Here is a 22,995-nt window from a genome sequence, read left to right as displayed (position 1 = left end):
TGAACTTTGTTGTCTAGTCGACCGGAACCGGTTCCTTTTCGTGCAACCGGTCCGTCTCATCGTGCCAGTCGGCGCTGAGCGGCCTAAGGGTCGCTTCGACGGCGCGTGAATGGTGGGCGCAGAAGAGCAACTCACCTCCGGAGGACTCGAGTACAACCCGGACGTATGCCTGCGCTCCGCAACGGTCGCACCGGTCAGCTGCGGTTAGTGTGCGGTCGGCAACTGCTGTTGTCATGTCGGCCTCCTTAGTAGATCTGTACATCTATATAACCAGCATTCGCTCCTAATCCATGGCAAGGATGGGTCACTTTCGCTGTCCGCGTATCACGTGTGCGTAACGAACGGCGGGAGCGGGGACCCGTGTCGGGAGTGGCAGTCGGGCATTTGGCGGCATCGGGACTAGGCTAGGGGGAGCTTTTTAACGCCGATCCGGCCTGTTCCTCAAAGGAGTTCACTACCTGTGGCACCGAGTTCTGATTACACCGCCCGCCACCTTTCGGTGCTGGAGGGGCTGGAGGCCGTGCGCAAACGCCCCGGCATGTACATCGGATCCACGGACTCCCGAGGCCTCATGCACTGCCTCTGGGAAATCATCGACAACTCCGTCGACGAGGCACTGGCGGGCTTTGGCCACGACATCAAGATCATCCTGCACGCGGACAACTCCGTAGAGATTCACGACGACGGCCGCGGCATCCCGGTCGACGTCGAACCCAAGACCGGACTCACCGGCGTCGAAGTCGTCTTCACCAAGCTGCACGCCGGCGGCAAGTTCGGCGGCGGCTCCTACACTGCCTCCGGCGGCCTGCACGGCGTCGGCGCCTCCGTCGTCAACGCGCTCTCCGCACGCCTCGACGCCGAGGTGGACCGGGGCGGCAAGACGTACAGGATGTCCTTCCGCCGCGGCGAGCCCGGCCGCTTCAACGACAACGGCCGCCCCAACCCGACCGCCACATTCGCGCCGTTCGTCGAAGACTCCGTCCTCGACGTCGTCGGCAAGGCCAAACGCGGCGTCACCGGTACACGGATCCGTTACTGGGCAGACACCCAGATCTTTACGCAGGACGCCCGGTTCTCCTACGAGGAACTCACCGCACGCGCCCGCCAGACCTCCTTCCTGGTCCCGGGCCTCAAAATTACCGTCCGCGATGAGCGCAAGCTCCCCGGCACGCCCGGTGAGTTCGGCGCGCACGAGGAAGTGTTCCACCACGACGGCGGCATCTCCGAGTTCGTGGAATTCCTCGCCGCCGACTCCGGGGTCACCGACGTCTGGCGCCTGCACGGCTCCGGCAAGTTCAAGGAAACCGTGCCCGTACTCGATGAGAAGGGCCACAGCAAGATCGCGGAAGTGGAACGCGACTGCGAAGTGGACGTGGCACTGCGCTGGGGGATCGGCTACGACACCACTGTCCGCAGCTTCGTGAACATCATCTCCACGCCGAAGGGCGGCACGCACCAGGCCGGCTTCGAGCAGGCCCTCGTCAAGACGTTCCGGAAGGCCGTGGAAGCCAACGCGCGGAAACTCAAGGCCGGCAACGACAAGATCGAGAAGGACGACATCTTCGCCGGCCTCACCGCCGTCCTGACCGTGCGCCTGGCAGAGCCGCAGTTCGAAGGCCAGACCAAGGAAATCCTCGGCACCTCGGCGGTCAAGGCCATCGTGGCCCGCGTGGTGGAGAAGGAGATCGCAGCCAAGCTCAACTCCTCCAACCGCAACGACAAGGCCCAGTCGGCGCTGCTGCTGGAAAAAATCGTCAGCGAGATGAAGTCTCGCATCTCGGCGCGCGTCCACAAGGAGACACAGCGCCGCAAGACCGCGCTCGAGTCGTCGTCCATGCCCACCAAGCTCGCCGACTGCCGCACCGATGATGTCGCCCGTTCCGAACTGTTCATCGTGGAGGGCGACTCGGCCCTCGGCACGGCCAAGCTGGCGCGCTCCTCCGACTTCCAGGCACTGCTGCCCATCCGCGGCAAGATCCTCAACGTCCAGAAGGCCTCCGTGGGCGACATGCTCTCGAATGCCGAGTGCGCAGCACTCATCCAGGTGGTCGGGGCCGGCTCGGGACGCAGCTTCGCGATCGAGGCCGCCCGCTACGGGAAAGTCATCCTGATGACCGACGCCGACGTCGATGGCGCCCACATCCGCACGCTGCTGCTCACCCTGTTCTTCCGGTACATGCGGCCCATGGTGGAGGAGGGCCGCGTGTTCGCTGCCGTGCCGCCGCTGCACCGGGTGGAAGTCATCAACCCCGGCCAGAAGGCCAACGAGATGATCTACACCTATTCCGAGGCCGAGCTGCACGGCCTGCTGGCGAAACTCGCCGCCGAAGGCCGGAAGTACAAGGAACCCATCCAGCGCTACAAGGGCTTGGGCGAGATGGACGCCGAGCAGCTGGCTGAGACCACCATGGACCCCCGGCACCGCATGCTGCGCAAGGTCAACATTGAGAACGCCCAGCAGGCCGAAGCCACGTTCGACCTGCTGATGGGTTCGGACGTCGCGCCGCGCAAGGACTTCATCATCGCCGGTGCATCCAGCCTGGACCGCGAACGCATCGACGCCTAAGCGTCGGCGGCGAGCCGGGGACCGTGAGCCGGTGCCTGGCACCGGCTCAGCGGGCACGCTCGGCGCCCAGGATTTGCTCAGCCCAGCAGGCCGGGCACGATCAGCAGGGCGGTGGGCATGGCCAGCAACAGCGTGCACATGGCAAGGACTGCTGCCCTCAGGCCGCCGGCAAGCGGGGGCTTGGGTGAGAGAAGGCGGCTGACGCGTGACGCCGTCGTACTTGCCGGGCCGGCGCCGCCGGCACCATCCGGCAGCTGCAGGCCCGCACCGGAAAGGCTTGCCCCCGCAAGGCCTACAGGTTCGACGGCGGCGCCCCCCTGAGGTGCCGCCGAGCCGCTCGCGACGATGGCTATGGCCTTGATCAGGGTCGCCTTGCTCTCGGTCTTGAGGGCGGCGTCGTCCGCCAGCATTTCAATCAGGGAGTTCACGGCCTCCTGGGCCAGGCGCGTGGTGGGCAGCCAGGGCAGGGCCTGGCGCCAGGCGGCGAAGGCCCACAGCAGCAGGTGGTGGCGCTGGGTCAGGTGCGCGTTTTCGTGGATCAGGACGGCGCGCAGTTCCGCAGGTTCAAGGGCGGCCATGAGCCCGTCGGAGAGGACCGTGACGGAGCGGGCGCCGCCGGGGAGGCAGTATGCCACCGGGGAATCGTGGCTGATGACCACGGTGCCGGGCCCGTCGTCGGACGGCGAGGCCAGGAGGGCCAGCAGTTCGCGGTGGCGCCTGCGCTGGCGCTCGATCTTGTAATAGGTCAGCAGCAGGGTGAAGACGAGGTGCGCGGTCAGCAGCGCGGCAGCGGAGAGCGCGAAGAGATGCCAAAAGCCGAGTGCCGTGGTGGGCGCTGCAAACAGCACCATGCCTGCCAGCGCGCGGAGGCCCGCAATCAGGTTGTCGCCCACAGGTTCGAGGCCGTAGACCAGCATGGCGCCGATCATGGACAGGCCGCCGGCGAGGGCGATGGCCTGCCACAGCACCATGGCCGTGAACGGGTCGCGCGCCGGCCAGTGGGCGCGCGAAAGGAGGATAGGTACCGGCCAGGCCAGTACTATCGCCAGGACCGCCAGGAAATATGAGGTCCAGAACATCAGGTGCTAGCTGTGGCCAAGCAGTTTGCGCAGCGTCTCGGCTTCACTTTCAGTCACCGAACCGATAAAGCGGGCCAGGACAGCCTCGCGGTCCGGAGCGGAACCCAGCACTTCGTGCATGAGTTCGGCGGTGTGGTCTTCGCGGCTGGATACAGCCTGGTAGCGGTGCGGCCGGGTTCCGCGTTCGCGTTCCACCAAGCCCTTCTTCTCCAGGCGCGAAAGGACCGTCAGGACGGTGGTCACCGCCAGGTCCTTGCCCTCGTGCCCCGCTGCTCCGCCATGCGCTGCCGTGCTCTTCGCAAGCAGGTCCCGCAGCGTGTTGGCCGTGGCTGCTTCGTGGCCCGCCCAGAGCAGGTCCATGACTGCCCGTTCCAGTTCCCCAAGACTTGCCATCTGTACATCCTTCTGACAACGCACTGCCAAGGGCCGGCTGCCCGGCCCGTGCCGTGATTCCAATACTGCAACTTCAAATCTATCGCGTTTGGCCGTTCGTTTCTACATGAGGTAGAACGCTCGGCGCGTCGCGGGCGATTGCGTTCCCCCGATGTGCATGAAACCGTGTTTACAGTGTTCGACCTGTGTTCTACACTCTGTAGAAGTTGAAGTTCTACGTTGTGTAGAAAACAGCGCTGGAGAGCTAGACCCAACCGTAAGTAGGGACCGCCTTGGACGCCTTGGAAATCGCACGCTGGCAATTCGGAATCACCACCGTCTACCACTTCATGATGGTGCCGCTGACAATCGGCCTGGGCCTGGTCGTCGCGGTGATGCAGACCATCTGGCACCGCACCGCGAATCCGGCCTATCTGCGGATGACCAAGTTCTGGGGAAAGCTCTTCCTCATCAACTTCATCATGGGCGTGGCCACGGGCATCGTCCAGGAGTTCCAGTTCGGCATGGCCTGGAGCGAATACAGCCGTTTCGTGGGTGACGTCTTCGGCGCACCGCTGGCCCTCGAAGCTCTGCTGGCGTTTTTCGTCGAGTCAACGTTCCTGGGCCTGTGGATCTTCGGCTGGAAGCAGCTGAAGAAAGGCGTTCACCTCGCGTGCCTGTGGATCGCCGTCGTCGGCTCGTTCTTCTCCGCCTACTTCATCATCGTGGCCAACAGCTGGATGCAGCACCCCGTGGGGGTCACGATGATTGACGGCCGGCCCGTCATGACCGACGCGTGGGCCGTCTTCACCAACAACACCGCGCTCGTGGCCGTGCCGCACACCCTCTTCGGTGCCCTCGCCGTGGCCGGCGGGTTCCTGCTGGGCATCGCCTGGTACCACCTCTGGCGCAGGCGCCGCGACGGCATCGACACCATCGGTGCTGACGGCAAGGTGGTTGCCGGGGAAGCCGACATCCCGGGCCGCGACCGCACCGACTACTCGGTCTGGATCAAATCCCTGCGGATCGGCGCCGTCGTCGCCATGATCTCTTTCGCCGGAACCGCGATCACCGGTGACCTGCAGGGCAAGCTGATGTTCCAGCAGCAGCCCATGAAGATGGCCGCCGCCGAGGCCGCCTGCCACGACGGAACGGGCTTCTCCGTCCTGAGCGTGGGCAACGTCGGCTCACGCAACTGTGATGACATCAAGGCCGTGATCGAGGTGCCCGGCATTCTCTCCTTCCTTGCCAAGGGCGACTTCACCACCGAGGTGAAGGGCGTCAACAGCCTGATTGACCAGTACAAGGCGGACTACGGCACGCACGTCCCGGACAACCCCATTTACGGTGACCGTGCCGGGCAGGAGATCCAGTACGTGCCCGTCATGGAGGTCACCTACTGGGGCTTCCGCGCCATGATCGGATTCGGCGGCCTCGCAGCCCTCGCCGCCCTGGTGGCACTCTGGCTGACGCGCAAGGGCACCGTCCCCGAGTCGCGCTGGCTGATGCGGCTGGCTGTGTTCGGCATCCTCGCATCCTTCGGAGCCAACGCCGCGGGCTGGATCTTCACGGAAATGGGCCGGCAGCCGTTTGTCGTAGCCCCCAACCCCGACCTCAACGGCATCGACCAGGTGTTCATGTTCACGGCCGCGGCCGTCTCTCCAGGGGTCTCCGCGGGAGAAATCCTGACCTCCCTGGTTGTCCTCACCCTGATCTACGCGGTGCTTCTGGTGGTCGAGGTGAAGCTCCTGGTGAAATACGTGCGCGGCGGCGTCGTCTCGGCCATGCCCGAACTTGCCCACGCACCGGTGGACGAGAACGAGGACGCCACACCCCGCGACGGCGGACCGGACAGGCCCGGAACTGCCGACGACGTCCTGGCCTTCGCCTACTAAGCCCGAGCCTATAAAGACCGAGGATACAAAGCATGGAACTGCTGCCAACCATATGGTTCATTGCCATCGCGGTCCTGTGGACCGGCTACCTCTTCCTGGAGGGCTTCGACCTGGGCGTCGGGATGCTGATGAAGATCTTTGCCCGCAACAACACCGAACGCCGCGTGCTGCTCAACACCATCGGGCCGGTCTGGGACGGAAATGAAGTCTGGCTCCTGACCGCCGGCGGCGCCACTTTCGCAGCCTTCCCGTTCTGGTACGCCTCCCTGTTCTCCGCCCTGTACCTGCCGCTGCTGCTGGTCCTGGTGGCGCTGATCTTCCGGGCGGTGGCGTTCGAATACCGGGGCAAGGTGGACACCGACCGCTGGCGCAACACCTGGGACTGGGCGATCGCCGTCGGCTCCTTCCTTGCCGCCTTCGGCGTGGGTGCCGCGCTGGGCCTGACCACCACCGGTCTGCCGCTGGACGCCAACGGTGACCGCGACGGCGGCCCGTTCTCCTGGTTCAGCTGGTACGCCGTGCTGGGCGGCCTGGCGGTGGCTTGCTTCGCGCTGCTGCACGCCCTCGCGTTCCTGGCACTGAAGACCGACGGCGAAGTCCGGCACCGCGCGCGGCAGTGGTTCGTCCGGCTGCTTCCCGTGCTGCTCCTCCCGATGGCGGGCTGGGCCATCGGCGTGCAGGTCCTCAGCGGGAAAGCCTGGACACTGGTTGTCCTTGCGGTAGCCGTGGCCGCCGCGGTGGTGGCCTGGGCTCAGGCCCGGAAGGGCAACGAAGGCCGGGCCTTCCTGTCAACGGGTGTGTTCCTGCTGGGCGGCTCCGCCTCCATCTTTGGTGCGGTATTCCCGGTGGTCCTGCCGTCCACCATCGACCCCGCCTACAACCTCACCATCGCCAACGCGTCGTCCTCTGATTACACCCTCGGCCTGATGAGCATCGTGGCGTGCGTCGGACTGCCGCTGGTGATCGCCTACCAGGCCTGGACGTACTGGGTGTTCCGCCGCCGCGTCAGCGCCGCGCACATCCCGGAGGCGCACAGCTTCCTGCCCGCGGTGGCCGCCAAAGCACTGATCAGGAAAGACTGACCCGCAGTGAAACCCCAGTTCCCGTCCGGACCGTCCACCCGCCGCGCCCTGTACGGACTTGGCCTGCTGGCTGCGCTGAAGGCCCTGTCCCTGGTGCTCATGGGACAGGCCGTCGCGTCCGTGCTCGCGGGCCTCATGACCCAGGACCCGGCGTGGGCTGACCAGTTGGGCTGGGGTGCGGCCGGCGTGGCGCTGCGGTCAGTGACCGTCTGGGCGCAGGGCGTCGCTGCAAGGCGGGCCGCGCTGGGGGTCAAGGAGGAGCTGCGGGCGGAGCTTCTGGAGGCCGCACTGCGGACCGGCGTCCGTGCCACCGGCCCTTCCGACGGCGGCCTGGCGGTGCTTGCGACGCGCGGCCTGGATGCCCTGGACAGCTACTACACGCAGTACCTGCCCGCGCTGGTGAACTGTGCGGCCATACCGCTGCTGCTTGGCGCCCGGATCCTGTTCGCCGACTGGATCAGTGCCGTGGTGATTGTGCTGACGGTGCCGCTGGTCCCGTTGTTCATGGTGCTGATTGGCCGCTACACCGAGGACAAGGTACGGGATGCCCAGGCCGCCCTGTCACGGCTCTCCGGGCACATGCTCGAACTCGCCAAGGGGCTTCCGGTATTGGTGGGACTCGGCCGCGCCGCCGCCCAGCGCCGCGCCCTGGAGGACATTTCCGAGGACTACCGGTCCCGGACCATGGGCACCCTGCGGACGGCGTTCCTCTCTGCGCTCGCACTGGAACTGATCGCCACCATCTCCGTTGCCGTGGTGGCGGTGTTCATCGGCGTCCGGCTCGTCCACGGCGACATGGCGCTGGAGGCCGGGCTGCTGGCGCTCATCCTCGCCCCCGACTGCTACCTTCCGCTCCGTGAGCTGGGAACCGCCCACCACGCGAGCGACGACGGCCGGGCAGCACTTGCCGAAACGACGGCGGTGCTGGAGGCGCCGGAGCCCCGGCGGCTCGTGCCGGATCCGGCTTCGGATGGTGAACAGCCCCCAGGCGTGACTGTCCGCGACCTGACCGTGAGTTATCCGGGAAGGCAGGGTCCCGCCGTCGGCCCTCTCAGCTTTTCGGCGCCGGCCGGACTGGTCACAGCGCTGGATGGTCCCAGCGGGGCGGGCAAGAGCACCGTGCTGGGAGTTCTCGCCGGCACGCTCGGAACCGGCGCCGGCACCGCTGTATCCGGAACTCTTCAGGGATTCGCGGCGGGCGATGTGGCCTGGGTCCCGCAGCACCCCGTGATGGTGGCGGACACCGTGCGCGGGGAGGTGCTGCTGTACCTGACTGCGGGCAGTGCGGTGATCCGTGCCGAAGCAGCCAGTAGTGCAGCTTCCGGGGTCGATGAAGTATATGCCGGGGGAGTGCGGCGATGCCTGGCGGCCGTCGGCGCAGACCATCTGGCGGACAAGCATCCGGCCGAACTGAGCCCGGGCGAGTTACGCCGGGTTGCCCTTGCCCGCGGCCTGGCCCGTATCGAGGCCGGCGCCACGGTGTTGCTCCTGGACGAGCCCACCGCCCACCTCGACCGGGACTCGGCGAACCGGGTTCACGAGGCAATCCGATCGCTGCGGGGCCGCGCCACCGTCATCCTGGTGGCCCACGACCGCCAGACGAGGGAACTCGCTGACAGGACCGTGCCGCTGTCCGGACGCGGAGCTGTGGCCGCTGGAGTACCTTCGGCCTCTGTAGAGTCAAGCACTGGAAGTTCCGCCGATGTCCCCGCTTCGGCCAGCGCTGCCGTTCCCGGCGCGACGGCCGGCGGCACATCGGACGAGGCCCAGGCCGGCCCAGGCCGCACCGCCGGGATGCTCGCCCGGCTGCTGGCGCCCGTCCGCGGACGGTTCGCCGCTTCAGGGTTCGTCGGCGCCCTTGCTGCGCTCTTCGCCGTCGCGCTTTCCGGATTGTCCGGATGGCTCATCCTGCGCGCCAGCGAGCAGCCGCCCATCATGTACCTCCTGACAGCCATCGTGGGCGTCCGGTTCTTCGGCATCGGCCGCGCCGTTCTGCGCTACTGGGAACGGCTCCTCCTGCACGAAGCTGTGTTTGCCTCCCTGACGAAGCTCCGCGGCGGCCTCTGGGCGTCCCTGAGCCAGCGGGCGTTGTCCCTGCGCCGGCTGCTGCAGGGCGGCAATGTGCTGGGCGCCGTCATCGAGGATGTTGACACCGTCCGGGACCTGCTCCCGCGGGTGGTGCTGCCGCCGGTTACCGCGGTGGCGGTGGCCGCGGCTGCTGCCGGTACGGTGGCTTGGCTGCTTCCGGCGGCACTGCCGGCATTGCTCGCCGCAGCCCTGGTAAGCCTGCTGGCGGCGCCCGCCGCGGCCCTGCTCGCCGACCGGATGTCGGCACAGGCCGAGCAGCGGCTGCGGTCCGGGGTCCTCCGGCAGGTCGCCGCGGCCCTCGACGCCAGGGCGGATCTGCACGCGAACGGAGCCAAGGACCCGGTTCTGGATGGCATCCGTGCTCTGGACCGTGACGCCACCGGCGCGGCACGGCGTTCGGCCTGGGCTGAAGGGCTCGGCCAGGCACTCACCGTGGCCGCCTGCGGCGCCGCCGCCCTCTACAGTGCCGTGCTGGCCGCTCCACAGGTGCAGGCCGGATCGCTTCCGGCGACCACCGTCGGCGTCGTGGTCCTTCTGCAGCTGGCGCTCGCCGAACCCTTTGGGGCCATGACGACGGCGGTCCGGCAGTTTCCGGCGCTGCGTGCGGTCCTGCGCCGCATCGGTGAGTCCGGCGTCCTGGACCCGGGCGGATTGTGCAGCGGCGACGACAAGGAACCCGCTTATGGCAAGGATTCCGGGCAGCCTTCCCGGCCGGACTTCCGGGAGCTCGGGCAGCCGGGCGTCGAAATGGACGGGCTGTCGGCCGCATGGCCAGGGGGCGCTACCGTCTTCAGCGGTCTGTCGGCCGTGGCTGAGCCCGGGCGCTGGCTGGCGGTCACCGGACAGTCTGGTGCAGGCAAGTCCACGCTGCTGGCAGTGATGCTGGGCTTCCTTCCTGCCCGGGCAGGCCGCATCGCGGTGACGGGCACCGCGGCGTGGTGCCCGCAGGAGGCCCACCTCTTCGATTCGACCGTCCGCGGCAACCTGCTGCTCGGCAGCCCGCGGCAGGAACCCGGCGCCGGGCAGTCAGCAGAGACCGAGCAGGCGATGCGGGAAGCACTGACCGCGGTTGGCCTGACGCCCCTGCTGGCACGGCTGGAAGATGGCCTGGATACCCGAATCGGACCCGGCGGAGCGTTCCTCAGCGGTGGTGAGCGGCAGCGGCTCGCAGTAGCGCGCACCCTCATGACGCAGGCCGATGTGATCCTCCTGGACGAGCCCACGGCCCACCTCGACGCCGAATCAGGCCGGGCGCTGATCGCCGACCTGCGCGCCGGACTCGCGTCGCGGACCGTGGTGCTGGTGACCCACAACCCGGCCGACATCAGCCCCGACGATACGATCCTGGACCTTGGGCCCGAACACCGGCCCGAACAGCTGCCCGTCGCAGCTGCCGTGATGGCGTCCGGCCGGCCGGTGTAGCATCCGGGCCGGCCGCAGCAGCGCCGGCCCGGATGCCCCGGCCAGTCCAGGTTCTCCGGTCAGCGCAGGTCGAAGCGGTCGAGTTCCATGACCTTCACCCAGGCCGCCACGAAGTCATTGACAAACTTCTCTTTGGCGTCGTCGCTGGCGTAGACCTCGGCCAGCGCCCGGAGCTGGGAGTTGGATCCGAACACCAGGTCGACGGGTGTGGCGGTCCACTTCAGTTCACCGGTGGCGACGTCGCTGATCTCGTAGACGTTCTCTTCATCCTCCGATGCCTTCCACCGGGTGCCGGGGGAGAGCAGGTTGACGAAGAAGTCGTTCGTCAGGACCTGCGGGCTGTCGGTCAGGACGCCGTGGGAGGAACCGCCGACGTTGGTGCCCAGGGCACGCATGCCGCCGACGAGCGCCGTCATCTCCGGCGCGGAGAGGCCCAGCAGGTACGCTTTGTCGAGCAGGAGCGTCTCCGGCTGGAGCTTGCCGCCGGCGCGCACATAATTACGGAACCCGTCTGCGCGGGGCTGCAGGTACTCGAAAGACTCGACGTCGGTCTGCTCCTGTGCTGCGTCAGTGCGGCCGGGCCTGAAGGGCACGGTTACGGTGAAGCCGGCATCCTTTGCCGCCTTCTCCACGGCCGCGCAGCCGCCGAGGACGATCAGGTCCGCCAGGGATACCTTCCTGTCCCCGTTCTGGGCAGAGTGGAACTGCTGTTGCACCGTCTCGATCGCCTGCAGCGCAGTCGCCAGCTGCTCAGGCTCGTTGACCTCCCAGCCGCGCTGGGGCTCCAGCCGGATCCGTGCCCCGTTGGCTCCGCCGCGTCTGTCCGTCTTGCGGAACGTGGAGGCCGCGGCCCACGCCGTGCTGGCCAACTGCGAGACGGACAGGCCTGAGTCAAGGAGCTGTTCCTTGAGCGAGGCGATGTCCTGCTCGTCGATCAGCCCGTGCTCGGCTGCGGGAATGGGGTCTTGCCAGAGCTGCGGTTCGGGGACCCACGGGCCGAGCAGGTGGGGGCCGACGGGACCCATGTCGCGGTGCAGCAGCTTGTACCAGGCCTTGGCGAAAGCGAGCGCGAACTCGTCCGGATTTTCCAGGAAACGCCGTGAGATCTTCTCATAGGCAGGGTCGAAGCGCAGAGAGAGGTCCGTGGTGAGCATCGTCGGACGGTGTTTCCTGTCCGGGTCGTGGGCATCCGGGATGTTCTCGGGGGCATCTTTGGCGACCCACTGATGGGCGCCGGCGGGACTCTTGACGAGCTCCCACTCGTGTTCGAACAGGATCTCGAAGAAGCGGTTGGTCCACTCCGTGGGCCGGTCCGTCCAGGTCACCTCGAGGCCAGAGGTGATCGTGTCCGGCCCTTTGCCGCTCCCGTAGGTGCTCAGCCAGCCCAGGCCCTGTGCCTCAAGGTTCGCCGCCTCCGGCTCGGGGCCGACGTGAGCATCGGCGTCACTGGCGCCGTGGGTCTTGCCGAACGTGTGGCCGCCGGCGATCAGGGCCACGGTTTCCTCATCGTTCATCGCCATCCGCTTGAAGGTCTCCCGGATGAATGCTGCGGCGAGCTTGGGATCAGGATTCCCCATGGGTCCCTCGGGATTGACGTAGATCAGGCCCATCTCCGTGGAGCCGACCTCCTCGGCCATCCGGCCCTCGCCGATGTAGCGCTCATCGCCGAGCCATGTGTCCTCCGGACCCCAGAAGATCTCCTCGGGCTCCCACACGTCCTCGCGGCCAAAGGCGAAGCCGAAAGTCGTGAATCCCATCGACTCAAGGGCGACGTTGCCGGCGAGGACGATCAGGTCCGCCCAGGAGAGCTTTTGGCCGTACTTCTGCTTCACGGGCCACAGCAGTCGCCGGGCCTTGTCCAGGTTTGCGTTGTCCGGCCAGCTGTTGAGCGGCGCGAACCGCTGGGTGCCGTCGCCCGCACCGCCGCGGCCGTCGTGGACACGGTAGGTACCGGCGGCATGCCAGCTCAACCGGATCATCAGGCCGCCATAGTGGCCGAAATCCGCGGGCCACCAGTCCTGGGACGTGGTCAGGACCTGTACGATGTCCTGCTTGAGCGCCTCGACGTCGAGCTTCTGGAACTCCTCGCGGTAACTGAACCCGGGACTGAGCGGGTTGCCCGCCGGATGGTTGGCATGAAGCACGGAGAGGTCGAGCTGGTTTGGCCACCAGTCCGTGACGCTCCGCGGCCGGTGCGCCTTGGGCTGCGGCGAGTCGATCGCCGGATTTTCGCTTTCGCTGCCGTGCGACGTCACGCTGTCATGGGCGACCGGGCACCCGTCGGCAACCTTTCGGTCCAGGCCCTGGGCGCTTCCAGGTGTGGGGATCGGGGGACGTTCCTCGTGATCGCTCATCTGCTTCCTTCCCTATGGCCGAGGCCGCGGTCGGACTCGGACAGCCGGTCTAACCCTCCTATTTGACCATGGGACTGGCCTGAACCGAGGGCCGGAAAGCCTCTTCGGGCGGCAGGATCAGCCCCGGTGCACCGGCCTAGCCCACGAGCGCGCGCTTCTGGCGGCCGTTGACCACCGACGAGGCGCCGCAGTTCGAGCAGGTGATCCGGTAGGAGCGGGAGGTCGTGAAGACAGGAACGAAGAACAGCGTGAACCTGGTGGCACGCTCCTCAACGTGCTGATGGGCGAACACACGGCAATACTGGCAGGTCGCCGACCTGCCCGGCAGCAGTTTCTGAACCGTCTTGAATCCGAAGAGAATGAGCATCAGCGGCCTTTCTAGGTCTGGAAACGCACCCGGTCATGGCCAGCGTACGGCTTCCTGCCGATCTACCGGACGGCTAGCCTGTTGCCATGACGCACAATCATGCGCCGGCGGTGGACTTTCCGGACCTGCGGTGGCGGCCCATAGGGGAAGGGGACCTCGACTCCTGGGCCGCGCTGATCGCCCGGACCGCTGCCGCTGAGCGGCCGGTGTGGTTCGAGCGGCGGGCGGACCTGGAACAGATCATGGAGTCCAAGAACAACCCGGTGGGGTCCAACACCGTGCTTGGTCTGGATGCCGACGGCGTTCCCCGGGGGTACGCCCGTCTCACCAAGAACAGGGACGGGGCAAAGGCGCACGGCTTCTGTGCCGTGGACCCGCAGTGGCAGCGCCGCGGAGTGGGCTCAGCCCTCCTGTCCTGGCTGGAGGCGCGGACCCGGCAGCGGTTCGCGGAGGATTCCGGTGCGGGTTCAGGCAGGGGTTCAGGCAGCGGTTCAGGCAGCGAAAGCCCGGACCGTGCAGCGCCCGTCCCACGGCTGCGGATCTTCATTGAGCAGAAGCAGCAGCACCAGTGCGCCCTATTGGAGGAGTCCGGGTATCAGGTGGTCCGCTACTACAACGAGATGCACCGCCCGCTGTCCGCTCCGCTGCCCGAGGCACCCCTCGACCATGGCCTGGAACTGGTGCCGATGGAATCCGGCCTGAGCGAAGCCGTGCGCCTGGCCCATAACCAGGTCTTCGCCGACCACTGGGGCAGCGAACCGAGGGATGAGGAGGCCTGGGGGTTCGTGGTCAACGACCCCCTGGCCCGGCCGGATCTTAGCGCCGTCGTGTTGGCGATCAGCACAGGTGAGGTGGTCGGTTACCAGCTGGCCAGCCACGATCCGGAGACCGCCGTGACCCGCGGGTTCACCGAGGGCTACACGGACCTGCTGGGCGTCCGCCGGGAATTCCGCGGGCGCGGCATCGCGCAGGCGCTCCTCGCCGATGCCATGCGGCGTTTCGCCGCCGCGGGCATGGACAAGGCGTCATTGGATGTGGACTCCGAGAACCCCACCGGCGCCATGGCGCTGTACCGCAAGATGGGCTACGCCCCGGTCAACACGAGCCGGGCCTGGGACAAGGTCCTGTAGTAGCCGCGGCGGAGGTGAGACGTCAGCCGTCCACGTCCGCCAGGTGGTGGACGACGTCGTGAAGGAAATACTGCGCGAGCGTCAGGACAGTGAACTCCGAGCCGTTGCTGCGCAGCCCGGTCCGGCCCCACTGCGACTCCTGCACCCTGGCGAAGGAGGCTGCCACCTGTTCGCCCTCCGTAGTGAGCTCGGCGCTCACCACGGCGGGGTCGGCGTTAGCGTAGTCGCTGTCAACCGCCGTCTGGTCCTGGTCCCAGTTCTCGAACTTCGCGTCGTCCTCGGTGAGCATCAGGTTGAGGCGCCGGTCGAAGAGGCTGAACACGTCCCGGACATGGCAGGCGTACTCCAGCGCGGACCAGGTGCTGCTGTCCGGCCGCTCGGTCGCGTCGGGCCGCCGGAGCACGGCCCGCCATCGGGGCAGCATGTTTTCGACGCTGCCGGGAACCGTTGACGGCGTGACGGCTGACGCGTCGAAGCCGCACTGGGTGCAGGGGCGGGACAGGACCCAGGTCCAGTCCTTTTCATCCGGAACGATAGGCATGGCAGTAGTCTAGGCGGATTCCGGCCAGGCCATGCTCGGGCCGATCACGTCCACCGCCTGCGAGAGCGGAATGCCCGAACCGTCGCGCCGGCCGTGCTCCTGGGGCAGCGAGCGGGCCACCCCTGCCGACGACGACGCCTTGGCCGGACCATGGCCGGCCCACGCCAGCAGCAGCGTGTCCTCGCCCTTCAGGAACCTGTGCGCCCGGACCCCGGCGGTGGCCCGCCCCTTGGCCGGGTATTCGGCGAAGGCCGTCACTTTGGCGGCCCCGGGGGCGGTGCCCGGCAGGGCACCTTCCGTGCCGGAAATGGTAACGACGACGGCGGCCTCGTCGCCGGGGGCGACCGCGCCGAAGAACACCACCTGATCGCCGGCGGCGAGCTTGATGCCTGCCATGCCACCTGCGGTGCGGCCCTGCGGCCGGACACCGGCGGCGCTGAAGCGCAGCAGCTGTGCCTGCCGCGTCAGGAACACCAGGTCGGCGTCCTCGGACCCTGCCGGCGCCACACCCACCACGGTGTCCTTGTCCTTCAGCGTGATCACGTCCCAGTCCTCGCGGTTCAGGGGGTAGTCGGGCTGTACCCGTTTGACCACGCCCTGGGCCGTGCCGATCGCGAGCACCTCGTCGAGCGGAGCGAACGCCACGAGGGACTCGCCCTTAAGGAGTGTGATGAAGTCCGTGGCCGGAACGCCGCCGGCCAGGTTCGGCAGCCCGGAGACCGGCGGGAGGACGGGCATGTCCATCACTTGGATCCGGAGCATGCGCCCCTGGGAGGTGACGGCGGCAATCTCGCCCCGCGCCGACGTCTTGATCACCGAGCGGATCACGTCGTGCTTGGAGCGCGGCCCTGTCTCGGCCAGGCTGTCCTGGTTGGTGGTCCGGGCAATCTGGCCGGAGGCTGTGAGGATCGCCCAGCATGGGTCGTCGGCAATCTCGAGGGCCAGCGGCGCGGGCTTGCCCTTGACCCCTGCCTTGCCCTCGACTCCGGCGGCGCTGGCCACCGTCGGGGCCACGGCCTCGGATTCCAGCAGCACCGTCCGCCGCGGTGTGCCGTACTTCTCCGCGATCTCGCCGAGTTCGCCGGACACCAGCTCCCGCAGCAGCTGATCGGATTCGAGGATGGCCTCCAGTTCGGCGATCTCCTTGCGGAGCTCGTCCTGCTCCTTCTCCAGCTCGATCCTGCTGTACTTGGTCAGCTGGCGGAGCCGGAGCTCGAGGATGTAGTTGGCCTGGATCTCGGAGAGGTCGTAGATGGACATCAGCCGCTCGCGGGCCGCGGAGGCCTCGTCCGAGGACCGGATGATCTGGATGACCTCGTCGATGTCCACGATGGCGACGAGCAGGCCTTCCACCAGGTGGAGGCGGTCCTTCTTCTTGCCAAGCCGGAACACGGTCCGGCGACGCACCACCGAGATGCGGTGGTCCACATAAACGGTGAGCAGCTGCAGCAGGCCCAGCGTCTGCGGCTGCCCCTCGACGAGGGTGACGTTGTTGATGCCGAAGGAATCCTCCATCGGCGAGTAGCGGTAGAGCTGCTGGAGCACGGCGTTCGGGTTGAAGCCGTTCTTCAGCTCGATGACCAGCCGCAGGCCGTGCTTGCGGTCGGTCAGGTCCACGACGTCGCTGATGCCAGCCAGCTTCTTGCTGTTGACGGCGTCCTTGATCTTCTCGATCACCTTTTCCGGGCCCACCATGTACGGCAGCTCGGTGACCACGAGGCCGGTCCGGCGGGCGGAGAGCTGCTCCGCCTCCACCTTGGCGCGGGTCTTGAAGGAGCCGCGGCCCGTGGCGTAGGCGTCCCGGATGCCGTCCAGGCCCACGATGCGCCCGCCGGTGGGCAGGTCGGGGCCGGGGACAAAACGCATGATGTCTTCCAGCGTGGCGTCCGGGTTGGCGATGAGGTGCCGGGCGGCTGCGATGACTTCCACCAGGTTGTGCGGCGCCATGTTCGTGGCCATGCCCACCGCGATGCCGGTGGTGCCGTTGACCAGCAGGTTGGGGAACGCCGCCGGGAGGACCTCCGGCTGGGTGAGCTGGTTGTCGTAGTTGGGGACGAAGTCCACCACGTTCTCGTCGAGGTGGTCCGTCATGCTGAGTGCAGCCGCCGCCAGGCGGGCCTCGGTGTACCGCGGTGCCGCCGGGCCGTCGTCGAGGGAGCCGAAGTTGCCATGGCCGTCGATCAGGGGGAGCCGGAGCGAGAAGTCCTGGGCCATGCGCACCATGGCGTCGTAGATGGCGGTGTCGCCGTGCGGGTGAAGCTTGCCCATGACCTCGCCCACCACACGGGCGCTCTTGACGTGGCCCCGGTCCGGGCGGAGGCCCATGTCGCTCATCATGTAGAGGATGCGGCGCTGGACGGGCTTCAGGCCGTCGCGGGCGTCGGGCAGGGCCCGGGAGTAGATGACCGAGTACGCGTACTCCAGGAAGGAGCCTTCCATCTCGGAAGTCACGTCGATGTCAACGATGTTTTCGGTGTAGTCCTGGACTGTTTCCCCTGCGGGGGTGCGTGTTTGGCGGCGTGCCATGGGGCTGGTGGATCCTTTTTGGGGTGCACTTCGGGAGGTTTGGCTAGGCTAAGCCTATGGTGGATCAGCCCGGGGACGGCGAATATCCGGAATATTGGGAGGCCGATGTCGTTCTGCGGGACGGCGGCACAGCGCATTTGCGGCCCATCCATCCCGCCGACGCGGACGCCGTGCAGACCTTCCACACCCGGCAGTCGCAGGACTCCATCTACATGCGGTTCTTCGCCTTCAAGGAGCGGCTCTCCAGCCGCGAACTCAAGCGTTTCACCGAGGTGGACTACCGGGACCGGGTCGCCTTCGTGATCACCATCGGCGGAGACATCATCGGCATCGGCCGTTACGACCGGCTGGACGATCCCGCCGAAGCCGAGGTGGCCTTCAACATCGCCGACGCGCACCAGGGCCGCGGCATCGGCTCGATCCTGCTGGAGCACCTCGCGGCGGCCGCCCGCGAAAACGGGATCCGCAGGTTCAGCGCCGAGGTCCTGCCCGAGAACCGCAAGATGCTCATGGTCTTCTCCGACGCCGGGTACGATGTCAAACGCCATTTCGACGACGGCGTGGTGAGCCTTGAGTTCAACATCGACCCCACGGACAAATCGCGTGCGGTGATGGAAGCCCGGGAGCACCGCGCGGAGGCGAGGAGCGTGCAGGACCTGCTGGCGCCGTCGTCGGTGGCGGTGATCGGCGCGAGCCGGCGGTGGGGGACGGTGGGGTACCAGCTGCTGGAACACATCATCGAAGGCGGCTTCACCGGTCCCGTCTATGCCATCAACCCCGAAGCCTTTGAGCTGGCCGGCATGCTGTCCTTCGGCAAGCTGTCCGAGGTGCCCGGGCCGGTGCAGCTGGCTATTGTGGCGGTGCCTTACGAGGAAGTCCCCAAGGTGGTGGATGAGTGCGCGGCCGCCGGCGTGAAGGGCGTCCTGGTGGCGTCGGCCGGATTCACCGAGGACGGGGAGCGCGGCCTCGCCCGGCAGCGCGAGCTGGTGCGGCAGGCGCGGGCCAACGGGATGCGCGTCATCGGCCCGGCCTCGCTGGGCATCGTGAACACCAACGCCGCGGTGTCGCTGAACGCCTCCATGGCGCCCAGCCTGGCCCGCGCCGGCGGCCTGGGGCTGTTCAGCCAGTCCGCGGCGATCGGGGTGGCGCTGTATGCGGCGTCCAGCCGGCGCTGCGCCGGCATCTCCACCTTCCTGTCGGCTGGGAACCGGGCCGACGTGTCCGGCAACGACATGATGCAGTTCTGGGAGGACGACGCCGGCACCACCGCCGTGGGCCTGTATCTGGAGTCGATCGGCAACCCGCGTAAATTCTCGCGCATCGCCCGGCGGCTCGCGCGGACCAAGCCGGTAATCGTGGCGAAGTCCACCACCATGGGCCTGCAGCTGCCGCCCGGGCATGCCGTGCGCACCACCCAGGCTCCTGCTGATGCGCTGGACTCGATGATGCGCCAGTCCGGCGTCATCCGGGTGGAGACCATCGAAGAGCTTATGGACGTGGCCCAGATAGTGTCCGCCCAGCCGCTTCCCAAGGGTGCCGGCGTGGCGGTTTTCAGCAACTCCGGGGCGATGGGGAAGGTGGTGGCTGACAGCGCCGTGTCGCACGGCCTGGGCGTTGAGGAACTCGTGACCGGGCTGGACCTGGACGCCGGCCTGTCCCGTGCCCTGCCGGCCCTGCGGGAGCGGCTCCGCGAGGTGCTGGCCAAGGAGGCGGTCCACGCGGCCGTGGTTGCCTTCCTTCCGGCCCGCGGACTGACCGTGGAGAAGATTGCCGGGGCGCTCGCAGAAGCCTCCGCCGCTGCCGGGAAACCGGTGGTGGCGGCCTTCACCGGCATCCTCGATCCGTCGGTCTACGTGGAAGGCATGGTGGGGGAGGGCCCCGGCGCGGCCCCGGTGCCCTGCTACTCGAACCCCGGGGCGGCCGTCGCCGCACTGTCCGCCGTGGTGCGGTACGCCGAGTGGGCGGAACGGGACCAGGGCCTCTTCCTGGATCCCGACGGGTGCGACCCCGACGCCGCACACGCCGACCTCGAAAACCTGCTGGCCGACGTCCGCGGCGAGCAGCTCAAGCAGCTCGAGCCCGAAGACGCAGCGCGGCTGCTGGCGCACTACGGAATCAGGGTCATGCCCTCGGAAGGCTTCGACACAGAGGAGCAAGCCGTGGCGGCAGCCGGCAGGCTGGGCTGGCCGGTGGCCCTGAAGACCACCGATCCGACGCTGCGGCACCGGCTGGACCTCGGCGGGGTGCGGCTGGACATCCAGGACGCGGATTCCCTCCGGCTGAACATCCGCCAGATGCGCCGGGCGCTGGAGCCCTACGGCTTTGCCTCGCTGGAGGTCCAGACCATGGCCCCGGTGGGCCAGGCCTGCACCCTGCGCGCCATTGAGGACCCCCTGCTGGGACCCGTCGTGTCCTTCGGACTGGCCGGCGACGCCGTCAACCTGCTGGACGACTGGGCGCACCGGGCGCCGCCGCTCTCCGGCGCGGACCTTCGCGACCTCATCCGCAGCCCGCGCGCGTCGCGGAAGCTGTTCGGCTACCAGGGGCTGCCCGCCGTCGATGTTTCTGCCCTCGAGGACGTGGCCGCGCGGCTGGCACGGCTCAAGGACGCGCACCCGGAGATCGCCCTGGTGGAGTTCAACCCGGTCCTCGCCACGCCGCAGGGGGCGTTTATCCTCGCGGCTGATGTGCGGATCGGGAACGCGGCGCAGCGCACCGACAGCGCGCGGCGGGCCATGCGGAGCTAGGCTCCGGGCGCAGCGGCATGGCAGGCGATGCCGGCCTATTGGTTAGCGTGTGCCACACCGATCTGTGAAAATGGGGAAATGAGCTCCCAGCCTCCCACCTCGAAGCCTCAAGCGCCCGACCACAGCCCGCAGGCCTTCCACCACAGCTCGCACAACCACAGCGTGCAGGGCCAGAGCCTCGAAGGCGCCCTGCAGCAGGCCGGCTTTTACCCGCTGCTGGTGGCCGACGTGGTGGACGACGCCCTGGACGGCCGGGACTGCCTCGCACACCTGGTCCACCTCGAGACGCACTTCGACCGCGCCGAGGTCCGCCGGCACATCACCGTCCTGGTCCTCACCGAGGACATGCTGGTGATCACGCATGTGGACGACCAGCAGCTCGACGAGGCCGGCGAACAGATCGTGGCGCAGATCTCCACCGAATCCGTTCCCGTCGCGCAGATCCGTTCGGTGGTCCTGAGCTACATGTACGCCCAGCCGCAAAACTACAAGCCCTCGGACCCGGTCCGCGAGGTCACCCTCTCCATTGCCTGGTCCGGCGGCCAGCGCCTGGACATGGGGCCGGCAAGCTGCGGCGACCCGCAGTGCGAGGCGGACCACGGCTACAGCGGCACGATCGCCCAGGAGGACATCGTCCTGCGGATCAGCGCCGAAGCGGACGGTCTGCAGGCGGTCCAGGATGCCAAGCTTTTCGCCCGTGCCCTGCGCGCGGTGAACACCGGATCGCCCGCGCCTGCGCGGCATGCGCCGTCCGCCACCCATCCGCGTCCCCGCATGGGCGTTTTTGCCAACCGGCTCAGCCGCGGGCACAAGCGCTGAGATGCAGGAACAGCCAAACGATTCTTCAGACTCCGCAAGAACTGCTACGAAACCCGGGCCCGCCGTTAGCGGCCTGCCAGCCGCACCGGCCTACGGCCGCGGCTCCGTGGCCGAGGTGCTGGGCAGCGCGGCCGCCAGCCTCGGCGTGCCGGGCTTCGAGAACGTCCTGGGCCTCCCACAGGCCAAGCGCGTGTGCGTGGTCCTGGCCGACGGGCTGGGACGCGGCCTGCTCAAGCAGAAGACGGCTCACACCCCCTTCCTCCGCGGCGTCCTGCAGCAGGGGCAGGCGGCCGTGCCCGTGTGGCTGGATTCCGCGTTTCCGTCCACAACCGCCGCGTCGCTCGCCAGTCTGGGCACGGGCCTCGCTCCCGGCCAGCACGGACTGGTGGGATATGACGTCCTGGATCCGGACCAGGACAAGGTGGTCAACATGCTGGGCAACTGGGATGCCGCCGTTGACCCGCAGAAGTGGCAACCGTTCCCCACGGTCTTCGAACGTGCCTCCGAACACGTGGCGGTCACCACCGTCAGCCTGCCGCAGTTCGGCGGCTCGCCCATGACCCAGGCGGCGCTGCGCGGCGGGACCTTCGTCTCCGGCACTACCTCCCACGCCCGCACCGCGGCGGCGGCCGAGGCCATGGCCGACGCGGATTCCGCCCTCATGTACTTCTACGTGAACGACCTGGACAAGGCCGGCCACCGGTACGGCGCGCAGTCACCCCAGTGGGAGCACCAGCTCGAGGAGCTGGACGCGACGGTCAAGCGCCTGGATGCGTCCCTCCCGGCAGGAACCACGGTGCTGGTCACCGCCGACCACGGAATGCTGGACGTCCCGGAGTCACAGCGACTCGACTACGCCGCCGACGCCGCCCTGGTGGACGGCGTCCGGCACACGGCCGGGGAACCGCGCATGGTGCACCTGTACCTGGAGGACGACGCCGGCGATGCCGCACGGGAACGGTTGCTGGCTGCCTGGCGTGCCCGCTTCGGCGAGCGGATCTGGGCGTTCACCCGGGAGGAAGCCGTGGCTGCCGGGCTCTTCGGTACGGTCCGCCCCGAAGTCATGGGACGCGTGGGCGACGTGATGGTGGCAGCCAGGGACGCGCTGGCGTTCTACGACACGCGCCGGGTACGGCCGACGGCGATGGAGGTCGTGGGCCAGCATGGCTCCCTGACCAAGGCCGAACGCGAAGTCCCGCTGCTCAGTTTCCAGGCTTCCGGCAGGACAGCATCCGGCAAATCAGGTTCCGGCAAGGCGGGCGGGCGGCGGGGCCCCCGTGGCTGAGCTGGTCTTTTTCTCCGGAACCATGGACTCCGGCAAGTCCACCCTTGCACTGCAGATGGACTACAACCATCGTGCCCGCGGCCGCGGCGGGGTGCGGTTCAGCCGCAACGACCGTGCCGGGGACTCCCGGATCTCCAGCCGGCTGGGGCTGCAGGCCGAGGCCGTGGAAGTGGTTGACACCACGGACTTCTGGGATGAAGTGGTGCTCCGCCGCACGCAGGGAATCCGGGTGGATTACCTCATCTGCGACGAGGCACAGTTCTATTCAGCCGTGCAGGTGGAGCAGCTGGCACGAGTGGTGGACGAGATCGAGGTGGACGTCTTTGCCTTCGGCATCACCGCGGACTTCCGGACCCGCCTCTTCCCCGGTTCGCAGCGGCTGATTGAACTCGCGGACCGGGTGCAGGTCCTCCAGGTTGAAGCGCTGTGCTGGTGTGGCCGGCGCGCCACCCACAACGCCAGGACGGTCGACGGCGTGATGGTCACCGAAGGTGCCCAGGTGGTGGTCGGTGATGTGGACATGGCCATTGATCCTGCGGCCGGTGATCAAGGCAGTGATTCAGACTATGTGCCGGTGGTGGGCTATGAGACTCTGTGCCGCAGGCACTTCATGCGCCGGGTCACCGCCCATGGCGCCAGCATCATTGCCCAGCAGGACGAGCTGCTCCCGTTCGAGGTGGACGCCTGCCTGTGGCACGGCGCTAGCGAAAGAGCTTAGCTGG

At 67.9% G+C, this 22,995-nt stretch carries 16 protein-coding genes; 9 read left to right on the top strand and 7 right to left on the bottom strand.

Going from position 1 to position 22,995, the window contains the following annotated elements:
• Positions 1-13: 13 nt before the first annotated feature.
• A complete protein-coding gene (locus ABIE00_RS15380; protein ID WP_354261650.1) occupies positions 14-235 on the bottom strand; it encodes a DUF7455 domain-containing protein in 222 nt (73 codons plus the stop codon).
• A 225-nt stretch (positions 236-460) separates the two neighbouring features.
• On the opposite strand from ABIE00_RS15380, the gene ABIE00_RS15375 reads away from it, so the two are divergent.
• Positions 461-2,566 (top strand): DNA gyrase/topoisomerase IV subunit B, encoded by a 2,106-nt coding sequence (locus ABIE00_RS15375; protein ID WP_354261649.1) that lies wholly within the window; start codon positions 461-463, stop codon positions 2,564-2,566.
• A 77-nt stretch (positions 2,567-2,643) separates the two neighbouring features.
• Here the strand turns inward: ABIE00_RS15375 and ABIE00_RS15370 are convergent, their stop codons facing one another.
• Positions 2,644-3,645, bottom strand: a complete 1,002-nt coding sequence (locus ABIE00_RS15370) for a M56 family metallopeptidase (protein WP_354261648.1) — start codon at positions 3,643-3,645, stop codon at positions 2,644-2,646.
• A 6-nt stretch (positions 3,646-3,651) separates the two neighbouring features.
• A complete protein-coding gene (locus ABIE00_RS15365) occupies positions 3,652-4,038 on the bottom strand; it encodes a BlaI/MecI/CopY family transcriptional regulator (protein ID WP_331574799.1) in 387 nt (128 codons plus the stop codon).
• 272 nt (positions 4,039-4,310) lie between these two features.
• Here ABIE00_RS15365 and ABIE00_RS15360 point away from each other — a divergent pair, with 272 nt between their 5' ends.
• The 3 genes from ABIE00_RS15360 to cydD are packed head-to-tail and all read left to right on the top strand — an operon-like array spanning position 4,311 to position 10,504.
• Entirely contained in the window at positions 4,311-5,912 is a 1,602-nt protein-coding gene (locus ABIE00_RS15360; RefSeq protein ID WP_354261647.1) for a cytochrome ubiquinol oxidase subunit I, read from the top strand.
• Between the two features lie 32 nt (positions 5,913-5,944).
• A complete protein-coding gene (gene cydB, locus ABIE00_RS15355) occupies positions 5,945-6,994 on the top strand; it encodes a cytochrome d ubiquinol oxidase subunit II (RefSeq protein WP_354261646.1) in 1,050 nt (349 codons plus the stop codon).
• Between the two features lie 6 nt (positions 6,995-7,000).
• Entirely contained in the window at positions 7,001-10,504 is a 3,504-nt protein-coding gene (gene cydD / locus ABIE00_RS15350; RefSeq protein ID WP_354261645.1) for a thiol reductant ABC exporter subunit CydD, read from the top strand.
• A 59-nt stretch (positions 10,505-10,563) separates the two neighbouring features.
• Here the strand turns inward: cydD and katG are convergent, their stop codons facing one another.
• Positions 10,564-12,858: a catalase/peroxidase HPI gene (gene katG / locus ABIE00_RS15345; RefSeq protein ID WP_354261644.1), complete on the bottom strand. Its 2,295-nt coding sequence runs from the start codon at positions 12,856-12,858 to the stop codon at positions 10,564-10,566.
• A 136-nt stretch (positions 12,859-12,994) separates the two neighbouring features.
• Positions 12,995-13,225, bottom strand: a complete 231-nt coding sequence (locus ABIE00_RS15340; protein ID WP_354261643.1) for a zinc-ribbon domain-containing protein — start codon at positions 13,223-13,225, stop codon at positions 12,995-12,997.
• Positions 13,226-13,311: 86 nt separating this feature from the next.
• Between ABIE00_RS15340 and ABIE00_RS15335 the strand changes: the two genes are divergently transcribed.
• Positions 13,312-14,355 carry a GNAT family N-acetyltransferase gene (locus ABIE00_RS15335; protein ID WP_354261642.1) on the top strand — a complete coding sequence of 348 codons (1,044 nt, stop codon included), beginning with the start codon at positions 13,312-13,314 and terminating at the stop codon, positions 14,353-14,355.
• 22 nt (positions 14,356-14,377) lie between these two features.
• On the opposite strand, the gene ABIE00_RS15330 is transcribed toward ABIE00_RS15335, so the two are convergent.
• Together ABIE00_RS15330 and ABIE00_RS15325 are read right to left on the bottom strand one after the other, a co-directional pair.
• Entirely contained in the window at positions 14,378-14,896 is a 519-nt protein-coding gene (locus ABIE00_RS15330) for a DinB family protein (protein ID WP_354261641.1), read from the bottom strand.
• Between the two features lie 9 nt (positions 14,897-14,905).
• Positions 14,906-17,422 (bottom strand): DNA gyrase/topoisomerase IV subunit A, encoded by a 2,517-nt coding sequence (locus tag ABIE00_RS15325; protein WP_354261639.1) that lies wholly within the window; start codon positions 17,420-17,422, stop codon positions 14,906-14,908.
• 56 nt (positions 17,423-17,478) lie between these two features.
• Between ABIE00_RS15325 and ABIE00_RS15320 the strand changes: the two genes are divergently transcribed.
• The 4 genes from ABIE00_RS15320 to ABIE00_RS15305 all read left to right on the top strand — a co-directional run bounded on the left by ABIE00_RS15320 (position 17,479) and on the right by ABIE00_RS15305 (position 22,991).
• Positions 17,479-20,169 carry a bifunctional acetate--CoA ligase family protein/GNAT family N-acetyltransferase gene (locus ABIE00_RS15320; RefSeq protein WP_354261637.1) on the top strand — a complete coding sequence of 897 codons (2,691 nt, stop codon included), beginning with the start codon at positions 17,479-17,481 and terminating at the stop codon, positions 20,167-20,169.
• Between the two features lie 78 nt (positions 20,170-20,247).
• Positions 20,248-20,988, top strand: coding sequence for a DUF5998 family protein (locus ABIE00_RS15315; protein ID WP_354261635.1), 741 nt, complete (start codon positions 20,248-20,250; stop codon positions 20,986-20,988).
• Position 20,989: 1 nt separating this feature from the next.
• The gene (locus ABIE00_RS15310; protein ID WP_354261633.1) at positions 20,990-22,273 is read left to right on the top strand and encodes an alkaline phosphatase family protein; all 1,284 of its coding nucleotides are present in this window, start codon (positions 20,990-20,992) and stop codon (positions 22,271-22,273) included.
• On the top strand, positions 22,266-22,991 hold the full coding sequence (locus ABIE00_RS15305) for a thymidine kinase (protein ID WP_354261631.1): 726 nt from the start codon (positions 22,266-22,268) through the stop codon (positions 22,989-22,991). Before ABIE00_RS15310 ends, ABIE00_RS15305 begins: the two co-directional genes overlap by 8 nt.
• The last annotated feature ends 4 nt before the right edge of the window (positions 22,992-22,995 follow it).

The sequence above is a fragment of the Arthrobacter sp. OAP107 genome, from assembly GCF_040546765.1.
GTDB lineage: Bacteria > Actinomycetota > Actinomycetes > Actinomycetales > Micrococcaceae > Arthrobacter.
The sequence above is the reverse complement of the archived record's forward strand: the minus strand, read 5'-3'. Positions and strand labels throughout refer to the sequence as shown.

Bases quoted from the DNA above. Each gene is read 5' to 3' on its own strand.
- ABIE00_RS15340 (WP_354261643.1), bottom strand. From the start codon at position 13,225: ATGCTCATTCTCTTCGGATTCAAGACGGTTCAGAAACTGCTGCCGGGC.
- ABIE00_RS15335 (WP_354261642.1), top strand. From the start codon at position 13,312: ATGACGCACAATCATGCGCCGGCGGTGGACTTTCCGGACCTGCGGTGG.
- ABIE00_RS15380 (WP_354261650.1), bottom strand. From the start codon at position 235: ATGACAACAGCAGTTGCCGACCGCACACTAACCGCAGCTGACCGGTGC.
- ABIE00_RS15310 (WP_354261633.1), top strand. From the start codon at position 20,990: ATGCAGGAACAGCCAAACGATTCTTCAGACTCCGCAAGAACTGCTACG.
- ABIE00_RS15325 (WP_354261639.1), bottom strand. From the start codon at position 17,422: ATGGCACGCCGCCAAACACGCACCCCCGCAGGGGAAACAGTCCAGGAC.
- ABIE00_RS15370 (WP_354261648.1), bottom strand. From the start codon at position 3,645: ATGTTCTGGACCTCATATTTCCTGGCGGTCCTGGCGATAGTACTGGCC.
- ABIE00_RS15320 (WP_354261637.1), top strand. From the start codon at position 17,479: ATGGTGGATCAGCCCGGGGACGGCGAATATCCGGAATATTGGGAGGCC.
- ABIE00_RS15315 (WP_354261635.1), top strand. From the start codon at position 20,248: ATGAGCTCCCAGCCTCCCACCTCGAAGCCTCAAGCGCCCGACCACAGC.
- ABIE00_RS15365 (WP_331574799.1), bottom strand. From the start codon at position 4,038: ATGGCAAGTCTTGGGGAACTGGAACGGGCAGTCATGGACCTGCTCTGG.
- katG (WP_354261644.1), bottom strand. From the start codon at position 12,858: ATGAGCGATCACGAGGAACGTCCCCCGATCCCCACACCTGGAAGCGCC.
- cydB (WP_354261646.1), top strand. From the start codon at position 5,945: ATGGAACTGCTGCCAACCATATGGTTCATTGCCATCGCGGTCCTGTGG.
- ABIE00_RS15330 (WP_354261641.1), bottom strand. From the start codon at position 14,896: ATGCCTATCGTTCCGGATGAAAAGGACTGGACCTGGGTCCTGTCCCGC.